This window comes from Streptomyces graminilatus (genome assembly GCF_001418565.1).
Taxonomy (GTDB): Bacteria; Actinomycetota; Actinomycetes; order Streptomycetales; family Streptomycetaceae; genus Streptomyces; species Streptomyces graminilatus.
Window position 1 is genome coordinate 1 of the sequence record NZ_LIQQ01000198.1, and the last position, 11,360, is coordinate 11,360.

General features: G+C 68.4%; 11 protein-coding genes. 8 read left to right on the forward strand and 3 right to left on the reverse strand.

Translation table 11 applies throughout. The annotated features are described in order from the left end of the window. The first annotated feature begins 132 nt into the window (after positions 1–132). The gene (locus AOK08_RS17770; protein ID WP_055526735.1) at positions 133–1,410 is read left to right on the forward strand and encodes a GNAT family N-acetyltransferase; all 1,278 of its coding nucleotides are present in this window, start codon (positions 133–135) and stop codon (positions 1,408–1,410) included. Positions 1,411–1,627: 217 nt separating this feature from the next. Beyond that, on the forward strand, positions 1,628–2,515 hold the full coding sequence (locus tag AOK08_RS17775; RefSeq protein WP_079054101.1) for a winged helix-turn-helix domain-containing protein: 888 nt from the start codon (positions 1,628–1,630) through the stop codon (positions 2,513–2,515). A 99-nt stretch (positions 2,516–2,614) separates the two neighbouring features. Here AOK08_RS17775 and AOK08_RS17780 read toward each other — a convergent pair whose 3' ends face one another. Beyond that, the gene (locus AOK08_RS17780) at positions 2,615–2,803 is read right to left on the reverse strand and encodes a hypothetical protein (protein ID WP_055526737.1); all 189 of its coding nucleotides are present in this window, start codon (positions 2,801–2,803) and stop codon (positions 2,615–2,617) included. A gap of 145 nt (positions 2,804–2,948) precedes the next feature. Between AOK08_RS17780 and AOK08_RS17785 the strand changes: the two genes are divergently transcribed. After that, entirely contained in the window at positions 2,949–3,830 is an 882-nt protein-coding gene (locus tag AOK08_RS17785) for a FadR/GntR family transcriptional regulator (protein WP_055526738.1), read from the forward strand. Then, positions 3,830–4,588, forward strand: coding sequence for an HAD family hydrolase (locus tag AOK08_RS17790; RefSeq protein WP_241826989.1), 759 nt, complete (start codon positions 3,830–3,832; stop codon positions 4,586–4,588). The genes AOK08_RS17785 and AOK08_RS17790 overlap by 1 nt, the downstream gene beginning before the upstream one ends. 96 nt (positions 4,589–4,684) lie before the next feature. Here AOK08_RS17790 and AOK08_RS17795 read toward each other — a convergent pair whose 3' ends face one another. Next, positions 4,685–4,867 carry a hypothetical protein gene (locus tag AOK08_RS17795; protein WP_055526743.1) on the reverse strand — a complete coding sequence of 61 codons (183 nt, stop codon included), beginning with the start codon at positions 4,865–4,867 and terminating at the stop codon, positions 4,685–4,687. 184 nt (positions 4,868–5,051) lie between these two features. On the opposite strand from AOK08_RS17795, the gene AOK08_RS17800 reads away from it, so the two are divergent. Beyond that, complete coding sequence (locus AOK08_RS17800; protein WP_055526759.1) at positions 5,052–5,924, forward strand: winged helix-turn-helix domain-containing protein; 873 nt, start codon at positions 5,052–5,054, stop codon at positions 5,922–5,924. On the opposite strand, the gene AOK08_RS17805 is transcribed toward AOK08_RS17800, so the two are convergent. Next, complete coding sequence (locus tag AOK08_RS17805; protein ID WP_241826990.1) at positions 5,914–6,699, reverse strand: HAD family hydrolase; 786 nt, start codon at positions 6,697–6,699, stop codon at positions 5,914–5,916. The two genes, AOK08_RS17800 and AOK08_RS17805, sit on opposite strands and share 11 nt — an antisense overlap. Before the next feature lie 200 nt (positions 6,700–6,899). Between AOK08_RS17805 and AOK08_RS17810 the strand changes: the two genes are divergently transcribed. From AOK08_RS17810 to AOK08_RS17820, 3 genes are all read left to right on the forward strand, one after another. Continuing rightward, positions 6,900–8,021, forward strand: a complete 1,122-nt coding sequence (locus tag AOK08_RS17810) for an aminoglycoside phosphotransferase family protein (protein WP_055526761.1) — start codon at positions 6,900–6,902, stop codon at positions 8,019–8,021. A 139-nt stretch (positions 8,022–8,160) separates the two neighbouring features. After that, on the forward strand, positions 8,161–10,362 hold the full coding sequence (locus AOK08_RS17815; RefSeq protein ID WP_055526764.1) for a phosphotransferase family protein: 2,202 nt from the start codon (positions 8,161–8,163) through the stop codon (positions 10,360–10,362). 177 nt (positions 10,363–10,539) lie between these two features. Then, positions 10,540–11,196 (forward strand): TetR/AcrR family transcriptional regulator, encoded by a 657-nt coding sequence (locus AOK08_RS17820; protein ID WP_055526765.1) that lies wholly within the window; start codon positions 10,540–10,542, stop codon positions 11,194–11,196. Positions 11,197–11,360: the final 164 nt, after the last annotated feature.

The window sequence follows — 11,360 nt, forward strand, 5'->3', positions numbered from 1 at the left end:
ACGAGGCCCCTTCAGGGCCGATCGCGGGGGGCTGGGGGCGGCAGCCCCCAGAGACGGGACGGGACGGGCAAGGGCGGCGGGGGCGAGGAAAATCCCCGCGACACCTCATCCACCCTCACCTAGCCTGACCCCATGACCCCCCGCACGGACGTCGACATACGCGTCATCAACGAGGACGGGCTCCGTGAGTGGATCCGGGCCCTGCAAGTCGGGTTCCTCCTGGCACCCCACGTCTCGGAGACGGAGCTGTCGGCCCGCCGGGACGGATTCCTGCCGGGCCGCTCCCTCGGCGCGTACGACGGCGAACGATGCGTGGGGACGTTCCGTTCGTTCCCGCAGGAGCTCAGCGTCGGCGCCGGTGCCACCGTCCCCGCCGACGCGATCTCGAACGTCACCGTCTCCCCGACCCACCGCCGCCGAGGCATCCTCACCCGCATGATGGCCCAGGACCTCACCGCCGCGAAGGAACGCGGGGACGTCGTCGCCACACTCATCGCCGCCGAGTACCCGATCTACGGACGGTACGGCTTCGGCCCCGCCACCTGGACCTCCAACTGGACCATCGACGTACCGCGCACAGGCCTCGACCCCCGCTGGGCGGGCCCGGCGGACGGCGGCCGTATCGACTTCGTGGACGCGGAGGACGTAAGGAAACTGGGGCCCGAGCTGCACGAGCGGCTCATGCGGCGGCAGCCGGGCGCCGTCAACCGTGACGAGCGCTGGTGGCAGATCGACACCGGGCTGGTGCGCTTCGGGGACTCCTGGAACGAGCCCTTCTACGCCGTCCACCGCTCGGCGGACGGCGAGGTCGACGGGCTGGTCTCGTACAAGGCCGACGACAAGTGGGAAGGCAAGCAGCCGAACGACACCGTCGAGGTGAACTGGCTGATCGCCGCGACCCCGGCCGCCGAGCGCGCCCTGTGGCAGTACCTCTGCTCGGTCGACTGGGTCACAAAGGTCAAGACCGGCTGGCGCGCCCCGGACGACCTCCTTCCCTTCTTCCTCCCGGACCCGCGCGCGGCCAGGCTCACCACCCACGCGGACTGGCTGTGGGTACGGCTACTGGACGTCGTACGGGCCCTGGAGGCGCGTCCGTACGATCCGTACGACGGGAAGGGCGAGGGCGGTCGCGGTCTCGTCCTGGAGGTCGTCGACGAGGCGGGGTTCGCCGGGGGACGGTATCGACTTGAGGTGTCCGCGGAAGGCGTCGGCTCCTGCACGGCCGGTGTCCGGGACGCGGCTGAACTCACGCTGGATGTAAGGGAGTTGGCGGCGCTGTGGCTCGGTGACGAGTCGGCGGTGCGGCTGGCGGCGCTGGGCCGGGTGCGGGAAGAACGAACGGGCGCCGCCCGCTCGGCCGACGCCCTGCTGCGTACGTCCAGGCGGCCTTGGTGCCCGGACATCTTCTGATCCGAATCTGATGTGTCCCTTTCCCCTTTCCGGTCGTGGTGGCTGCCGGGCTCCAGGCTCCCCTCCGGAAGAGAGCCCGACAGCCAACCTGTGGAAGATTTGACCATGTTGTAGAAGTTGGCCACCAACTTCACTGTTCTTATCTCCACTTGGAAGCGTCCTATAACCACCTTCCCGTGAACTGCCCAAGGATGGCGGGAAGTTGTAGTGTTCGAATGTGGAGACCAACAGGTCACACCGAGACGTGGCGGACGCCCTGCGCAGCCGGATCAGGACCGGTGAGCTGCGGCCCGGCCAGCGTATGCCGACCCAGGCCAGGCTGGCCCAGGAGTTCGGCGTCGACCGCGGTGCCGTACGCGAGGCGCTGCGCATCCTGCATGCCGAGCGGTTGCTGACCAATGTGAGCAAGGGCAGCCCGGCGACGGTCGCCCTCGATCCCGTACCGGCGCCGACCGGCCCCGCCGCCGCCCTGCCGCCGCCCACCATCGGGGGCCTCGCGCCCCGCGTCGCGGCGGCCTTCGGGGCGCCGCACGTCGCGATCGACGCACTGTGTCTGACATCCGTCTCGCTCACCCTCGCCATCGGGGAGCCGCTGCGCCAGATTCACGCCGGACGGCTGAATCCGGCCAGGATCGACGTCCGGGTGCTGCTTCCCAGCCGTGACATCGACCTCGCGTTCCCGGCACCGGTGGAACTGGCGGACGGCTCCCCGGCCGGGGCCTCGGCCACCGGCCGGCTCCAGCGGCGTTGGCTGACCCATCGCAACGCCCAGGGGCAGGTCCTGCGGCACAATCTGCTGGCCCTGCGGGCCACGCACGGGGTCGACGTGCACGTCTCCTTCCGGGCCCTGCCGTTCACGCCGCCGGTGCAGTTGTACCTGCTCAACGGGGCGGAGGCGCTCTTCGCGTACTACACGCTGAAGAGGAGCGAGGCGGAGATCGATCACGAGCAGGTGGAGCTGTACGACGCCGAGGGCGTCCGGTCGACACTGTTCGCGTTCGAACGGGGCCCCGGGCTGCGCGACTCGACGTTCGTGGAGCAGTCGCATCTGTGGTTCGACGCACTGTGGGAGACGATCAGTTCGGAGCTGGTGCTCACGGACTGACACGTCTCCCCCGGCCGGTCTTCGGCGTCGCCGCCGTCACTGCCGTCACTGCCGTCACTGCCATCACTGCCGTCCCTGCATTCACTGCCGTCGTCATCGTCAGAGGGCGGGGCCCGTGACCAGCAGGGCGAGCACGACGGCTCCGATGGAGCTGACGGTGGCGTTCCTGGCCTTGATGCCGATGGTGAGCAGCAGCAGGCCGACGACGCCCGAGGTGCCGTACCGCCAGCTGACGAACTGCTGGAAGCCGCTGATGAAGACGGCGGCGAGGAGAGCGATGGCGGGCATGATGATTCCTCCTTCAGACGGGGATTCGGGGATTCCACCAACTTCATCAAGTTGGCAACCAACTCTGTTTAAGTTGTCCCCAATTGGTCGGTACTCATAAACAACTTTCTTACAACTCCCTTAAGATGGATCAGAGTTGTAGCGTTTGGTCGTGACCCAGGAGAATGTGGCAGTGAACGGCAGCAGAAGACAGACGCCCCAGGAGATCGCAGCCGTCCTGCGTGACCGCATCCGTACCGGCGATCTGCGGCCGGGCGACCGCCTGCCGACCCAGGCCGAGCTGGCCGGGGAGTTCGGCGTCGAGCGCGGTGCCGTACGAGAGGCGCTGCGCATCCTGCACACCGAGCGACTGCTCACCGACGTGAGCAAGGGCAGCCCCCCGCGCGTCGCCGAGGTGTCCGCGCCCAGGGGAGGGCCCCAGCCGACGATGGTGGGCCTGGCGCCGCGTCTGACGGAGGCGTTCTCGGTCCCGCACGTGCGGGTCGACGCCGCCTGTCTCACCGCCGAGACCCTGATGCTGGCCGTCGGTGAGCCGGTCCGGCTGATCCACGAGGGCCGCATCCGGCCCGAGTCGATCGACGTACGCATCCTGCTGCCGTCCCGGGCCATCGCGCTGGCCTTCCCGGTCCCTGTCGAGGGCCGCAGCGAGGACGACCCGGTCCACCAGCGCTGGCTGGCCCAGCGCAACGCCCAGGGGCACGTCCTCCAGCACAATCTGCGCGCCCTGCGCTCGTCGCACGGCATCGACGTACGGGTGACGTTCAGGGCGCTGCCGTTCACCCCGCCGGTGAAGCTGTACCTGCTCAACGAGACGGAGGCGCTGATCGCGTACTACATGATCGCCCGCCGTGAGGAGCCGGTGGAGAGCGGGGAACCGCTGGACATGTACGACACCCTGGGCACCGAGTCGCTTCTCTTCCCGTTCGAGAAGGGCGCCGGGGAACGGGACACGGCGTTCGTCGAACAATCCCAGAAGTGGTTCGACGCCCTCTGGGAAACCATCACGACGGACCTGACACTCTCCTAGTGACCTCTGATACGACACAGTCCGAACTGGCGGCCGACGACTCCGTGTTCGATGACACCGTGTTCGACGACCTGCGGGAACCGGTCGCCCGCGCGCGGGTCGTGCTCTGGGACTTCGACGGACCCATCTGCGCCCTGTTCGCGGGCCACTCGGCGCAGCGCGTGGCGGTCGACCTCGTCGAGTGGCTCGAAGGCCGGGGTCTGCACGGTCTGTTGACGGAGGCGGAGCGCGAGTCCCTGGATCCGCACGTCGTGCTGCGGGCCGTCGACCGCCGGCATCCGGGGAGCGACCTGGTGGACGAGCTGGAGAAACGTCTTACCCAGGAGGAACTCCGGGCCACGAGCCTGGCGATGCCCACTCCGTACGCCGACCCGCTGATCCGCACCTGGACGGCGGTGGGCGCCCGGCTCGCGGTCGCCACCAACAACTCCCCGCTCGTGGTCCACGAGTATCTGGCGAGCCGGGGTCTGACCTCGTGCTTCGCCCCGCACGTCTACGGCCGCACCCAGGAGCTGAGCCATCTCAAGCCCGACCCGCACTGCCTCAACCGCGCGCTGAACGCGATGGGAGCGGCGCCGTCGTCCGCGCTCATGATCGGCGACACCCCCTCGGACTACCTCGCCGCGCGCGAGGCCGGCGTTCCGTTCCTCGGCTACGCGCGTAACGAACGCAAGGAGAAGCTGCTGCGGGACGCGGGTGCCGGGGTGGTCGTGGGCTCGCTGGAGCCGCTGCTGAGGCTGTTGCGCGGTCAGGCCTGAGCTGAAGGGCACGTTCGGTGTCCGGGGGCCCGGTTCGGCACGGCGAGGTCGTCCCGGCCCTTCGAGCCGCTCCGGAAGGACCTCGCCGGACAGGCCCTACGCCTGGACCATCAGCAGGACGAAGAGCACGGTCCCGGTGTACACGCACACCGCGTTACGAGCCCTCAGACCCGCGCCCAGGAGGAACAGGCACACCACGCCGAGCGCTCCGTAGTGTGCGGCGAACAGCCGCTCCAGGCTCATCGCGATGACGGTTGACAGCAGTTGCAGAGTGATCATGACTCCCCCAGTTGTCGCGGCCGGCCGTCGCTTCTCGGGAAGCGATCAACTTTCAGTCCAATTGGACTGGTTGGCTTGTTGGGGGGATTCCCTGGTCGGCTGATCCCTTAACCGGCTGCTGAATTGGCCTGAAGGTTTGACTGGAAGTGGTGTGCCTGCCCGGTGGGCGAGGTACGGTCGCGGTGTGAGTGAGGGAAGCACCGGCGAGGGCGGCGGCAGGGAGTTCGAGCGCGTGGCGGGCGTGCTGCGGACCCGGATGACCGACGGCACGTACCCGTTGCAGTCCCTGTTGCCGTCACAGCGCGACCTCGCCGAGGAGTTCGGCGTCTCACGTGACACCGTCCAGCGGGTGCTGCGGGAGCTGATCAGCGAAGGCTGGATCGTCTCGCGGCAGGGCAGCGGGTCCCGGGTGGTCAAGGTGCAGCGCATCCACTCGGCGACCAGCAGTCAGCGGCCCGACCGAATGGTCACGCTCGGCCCTCTCATCGACCACGCCTTCGCGTGTCCCGACGTCACGCTCGACGTCTTCACGCTGACGACCGAGTCGCTGGACACCCACATCCGCATGCAAGCGGAACGGATCAGGAGCAGGGCGATCTCCCCGGAGAGCGTCACCCTGCGGATCCTGCTGCCCGCCGAATCACTTGCGACCCCCTACTGGCGGACGGAGAGCGGCGACCACGACGAGCTCCTGAGGGACCGGTACCTGGCCATCTCGCGGCGGCACTCCGCGTCCGTACGGTCGGTGCTGCGCAACCTGGAGGCGGAGAAGCTCGTGTCCTCGGCGGATGTGCGGATCCGCCGCGTTCCGCTGATGCCGCACTCGAAGCTCTATCTTCTCAACGGTGTCGAGGCGGTACTCGGCCCCTACCAGGTCTACCGGCGCAACATCGTGCTGGACGACGGCCGGGAGATCGAGGGGGCTCTCGACGTGGTGGGCCTGGGCGCCGGACTCACCCACCACGTGAAGGAGCCCGATCCCCATGCACAGGGGACGGTGTTCGTGGAGAGCATGCAGGAGTGGTTCGACTCCGTCTGGGGCCTGCTCAGCGAGTAGCGGGCGAGGGTGCCTTCCGGGAAGCCATCAGCTCTCGGCAGGCCGCGATGACGGGAGCGTATGAGGTCACCACGGCGTCGGCTCCGCGCTCCAGCATCTCCCGTTGCCGGGACGTGTCCCGGGTGTACCCGAGAAAGCCGGTCCCGGCCGCCTGGGCGGCCTGGAGGTCGGTCAGTTGATCGCCGATCAGAAGGCAGGCGGATCCGTCGAGGGAGAGGTGGGCGAGGGCGCGGTTCACGCAGTGCGGATCCGGTTTCATGAGTCCCGCGTTCCGCGGGTCTCTGCCGAACACCTTCTCGAACTTCCCTTTCGGCCCGGTGCGGCTGAGGTATTTCTCGATGGGCCGCTCGGCGTTGTTGCTCACGATCACCAGACGCATCCCGAGTGCGAACAGCAGGTTCACCAGGACGACGACGTCCGGTGCCGGCAGCGCCTTCCTGACCGCCCTGCTCTCCTGCCGGGAGACGATGTCCTCCGCCTCGTCGAGCGGACGCCGGCCCCGCGGCTTCGGGGAGCGGTCGTACATGTCCCTGAGGCGTCGGAGGATGCCGTGCGAGTCGTCGCAGTTCTCGACGTCCTGGTCGAGTGTGCCCCAGTACCGCCGGGCCTTCCGCTTGACGCGCTTGGCCACACCCGCGGTGGGGACACCGCGGAAGAGGTCGCACACGGGTCCGTCGAAGTCGAAGAGCACTGCCCGAGTGGAGCCGAGCAGGCGCAACACGGCTTCCTGATCGTCCGTAGCATCGTCCGTAGCGTCGATGGTGGGCCTCCTCACCGTCCCGACAGTCCTTCCCCTGGGGCCGGTGCTCCATCCCTGGGGGTGTGCCGGGTTGCAGAACGAGTGAGGCGGGGAGTGGATACGACCGGACGGGGCCAATGGATGAGTTCCCCGTTGGCGCCAGGCGTCCGTGGAGTAACGTGCCTCATCTTCTGCACCATGGCCATGGCTCCGTCAGAACGGGCTGAACCCAGAGAATGACTCCCCGACTGGTCTCCGACGCCGAGCGGCTCGCCGGCGAACTGGGCGGCGACTCCGGTGTGGTCAAAGGCCCGCTCAAGGGATACCACCACGAGACGTATGTGCTGTGCCCGCCGGGCGGCACCCGGATGGTCAAGGTCCGGGAGCCGCGCGCCCGGATCCTGTGGTTCGACCGCAGATGCTTCCGGTCGGAGGAGCAGCTACTGCGCGCGCTGCACGGGCACATCAGTCGCATCCCCGACATCCTCGACGTCGAGGGCATGGAACTCCAGGGCTTCATCGAGGGCCGGACGGTCGGGCGGCGCCTGCCGTGGGACCGGCGCGTTCCCGATACCGTCTTCGACCAGATCGTCGAACTGTTCCGGGAGATGGCGCTGATCACCCCGGACACGCTGAGCCGGCTGAAGGTGGAGCGGCGTTGCGGGGACACGGACCGCGCCGACGAGGGCGACTGCGACGGCTTTCTGGAGCGCCTGATCGCCTTCAGCGAGGAGCGGATCTTCGAGGAGAACCGCGCGCGGTACGGCGGCCTCTTCGACGAGTTGGGCGTGACCGGCGAATCGTTCGCCCTGCTCAGGAAGAGGGTTTCCGGGCTGAAACAGCGCCCGTTCTGCCTGCTGCACGCCGATCTGCATCGCGAGAACCTGATCGTCGACGCCGGTGGCCGGCTCTGGACGATCGACTGGGAGCTGGCGATGCTGGGCGATCCTCTGTACGACCTGGCCACGCACCTGCACCTCATGCGCTACCCGGCGGACCAGGAACGCCGTATGACCCGGGCCTGGTGCGAGGTCGTCGAGCGCGTCCGGCCGGGCGGTTCGCGCGGATGGCAGGACGACCTGCCGCTGATCCTTGATTTCAAGAAGGCGCAGAGTGTGTTCACGGATGTGATCCGGGGAGCGCAGTCACTGCTGGTTCGTGACGGGACGGCGTTCAACTGGGCCGGACTCCCCCTGGCCGCGCTGAAGTTGCGGAAGGTGCTGGAGAACGCGGCTGAGCCGCTGGGGCTGCGCGGGGTGCCAGGGCACTCGCAGATCACGGGAGCGCTGGTGAGCTGGCACCGGACGCGGGAGGCGGAGCGGTCGGACGGTCCCAGGGAGGACAGGAATTACCTCTGAGGTGTCATTTTCGAATGAGACGCATGCGCAGTGTGTGTGACGTGTAGCACTCTGTGTTCGTACGCGGGAGGCTCGGCCCTGCAATAGGGTGCGGGCGATTCCGGTTCGTGCGGACAGCTCAACCACTTCGGAGCGGCAAGTGGGCACAACTTCCGGTCCCCTCCCTCTTCTTGGGGAGCGTGCCACCAGTAACGGGCTCAGTGCCGTCCCGGCGTTCGTCGCCCAGGGCCGGCAGACAGGCCAGGAGAGCAGCGGGCACCACAACCGGAACTTCGTCCTGCCCGTGACCGAGCAGGTGGCGCGAATCCTCGGTAAAGAGGCGGGCACCCCTGTGACCGTGCGTATCCCGCGCGAGGGCGCGTTGCCGGTGGTGATCCGCACCTGGCGGAACGAGGCGGAGATCCTGGACGCGCTCAAGGGCAAGTTGCCCCTTGTTCCGGAATGCCTGTACAGGGGTGACGGCTTCGCGGTCCACAGTTATGTGGAGGGAGTGCCGCTGTCCAGCCTGTGCGAATACGGCAAGCGCGTGGACACGTCGATCATCGAGGCGCAGACCGAGCTCATCGCGCAGGCGGCCCCGGTGCCGCGGACGGCGCTGCCGCCCCTGCCGTCGACGTGGCCCGCAGAGGACAACGACAGCCGTGGATTCCTGCGGGTCCTGGCACACATGGCGGACAAGCAGATCCGGCAGCGCAACTGGCCGGTCTTCGGCGCCCTGTTCACGCGCCTCGGCGTCCCTGCGGACGCCCTCGGCCGGTACGCCGAAGCCGTACCCGAAATGACCTCCCGGCCGTTCGGTCTGCTCCACTGCGACCTGCACCGCGACAACCAGATCGTGTCGTACGGTGATGATCCGCCCTTCGCCAACGTCGACTGGGAACTCGCGAGTTACGGCGATCCTCTGCACGACCTCGCCACTCATCTGGTCCGGATGCGGTATCCGGACGATCAGTGGGACGACGTCAAGTCCTTCTGGTCGCGGGCCATGCTCGGGGTCCGTCCGCGGGCCACCGACGGCATGGACCGGGATCTGGGCCACTACGTGGACTTCGAGCGGGCGCAGTCCGTCTTTCCCGATGTCATCCGGGCCGCGAAGGTCCTGGAGGCCGCGTGCGACCAGAGGAGCCTGGACGTGGCGACGGCCTCCGTCCGCCGGGCCCTGGAGGCCGCGGAGAAACCGCTGAAGCTGCGGAACGTGCCCGCCGAAGAGGAGATCGAGGAGATCCTGTGCCAGTGGCGGTTCGACCATTGCGCGGATCCGAGCCGTATCTGGCGTGGCTCTGCCGGCCCGAAGATTCGATGGACGCTGGAGAGGCACTTTCCCAAGCGCCCGGACTTCCCCGCCGCCTTCATCCACAAGGCTCTCGAACGAGAGGTGAGGGCCAAGGACAAGGATGTGTTCAGGGACGCGACACACTCGAACACCGTGGTCAGGGTCCCGGGTTTCGACCGGCCGGTCGTGGTACGGCGCAAACTGGCCGAGGCCCCGAGGACCGGAGGAAGCCATGTCGGTGAGCACACAGTGCTGAGGGCCATCGAGGAGTCGGGTGCGGCGGTGGCGGTACCGCGTGTCCTGGCGGTCGGCGCGACCCGGCCGTATTACGAGTTCGCCATCCACACGTACGAGGCACCGCGAGGAAACGTGCCTCCGCATCATTCGGTGGGGTGGCTCTCCCCGCAACAGGCGAACGCGCTGATCGACCAGTGTGCGGCCCTGACCGAGGTGGACACCCGCCGGCTCGACCCGGTGGCGTGCGAGAAGGGCTTCGACTTCTTCGGCTGGGCCAAGGGCCAGCTGGTCGACATGGTCAGCCAACTGCCGACGAGGTCACGGCAGTTGGCCGAGAAGCTCGGCCTGCCCGATGCGGAGGCGCTGCGCGAGATCATGCGTCCATGGACGGTGAGCCACCGGAAGCCCGCTCTCGTGCACGGGAACCTGAGCCTGTTGAATCTTGTGCCCAGTGACCACGACCTGGAACTGACCATCGTCGGCTGGGACATGGCGCTGGTGGGTGACCCTCTGTACGACCTGATCCGGCATCTGTATCTGGCGGGCAGCAGCTCGGGTATCCGCGAACTCATGATCGACCGCTGGAGGCGCCGGCTGGATCCCCAGTTCACGACGAACATGGTCGACGACTGGCCTGTCTACTGGAACATGGAGGTCGTGCGTTCCGCGTACGTCGAACTCGACCGCGTGGTGGCCGGAGAGGCCGCCAACGCCTTCAGTGGCCGTCGCACCGAGGACTCGTACGCATGGATCCTCGGGGCGGCCACCCGCGCACTCGGCCTGAGACCACCCCGACCGGTGAACCCGCTCCTCTTCTCCGCGCTGCGCTAGTCCTCTTGGTCGGGAATTCTGTTCAGATGGCCCGTGAGGCGTTCGAGGATCTCGTCCGTGCCGTGGCCTGCGTCCGGGCGCAGGGCTTGGGATCGGCGCTCCATGCGGCGATCCGGCACCGCGAAGCCCATCCCTCCAGCGCCGCCCGCGCATGCCGTGGTGCGTAGGCTCACCCTCATGGCAGGAACCGGGCTGCGCGAGCGCAAGAAGCGGCAGATGTATCAGAACGTGTCCGACATCGCGATCGGGCTCTTCCTCGCGAAGGGCTTCGACGCGGTCTCCGTCGCGGAGATCGCCGCCGCGGCTGGCATCTCCAAGCCGACGCTGTTCCGGTACTTCCCGGCCAAGGAGGACCTCGTCCTGCACCGCTTCGCGGACCACGAGGACGAGGCGGCGCGGGTGGTCCGGGCGGCGGCCGGTGCCGGTACGGAGGCGGGGACGGAGGCGTTGTCGCCGGTCGACGCGCTGCGTCGGCACTTTCTCGACGGGTTGCGCCGAGAGGACCCCGTCACCGGCCTCAACGGCGCCCCCGGGGTGCTCGCCTTCCACCGGCTGCTCTACGGCACGCCGTCGCTGGTCGCGCGGGCGTACGAGTACCAGCAGCGGTCGGAGGCCGTGCTCGCCGTCGCCCTCGGTGACACCCTGGCGGCCCGGCTCGCGGCCGGTCAGATCGTCGCCGTACAGCGGATCCTCGCGCAGGAGAACTGGCGGCGGATCGCGGCGGGGGAGAGCGTGGCGGCGGTACGGGAGGACGCGTTCGCGGCGGCGGAGGAGGCGTTCGGGCAGTTGGCGGCGGGGCTGCCGTGGCTCGCCACCACCCCTGAAAGTATGTAACTCGGTTACGTTATTTTGGTGGAGTACGTCGTCACCGATGCAGGGCGTGGCCGTAAGGCGCCGGTTCGGCCGGGTGCCCGGCAGCAGGGGTGACTCCACCGACCTGACCGGTCTGGAGGGCGAGCACCTCACGCTCACGCTCACGGGTGCGGGTGCGGGTGCGG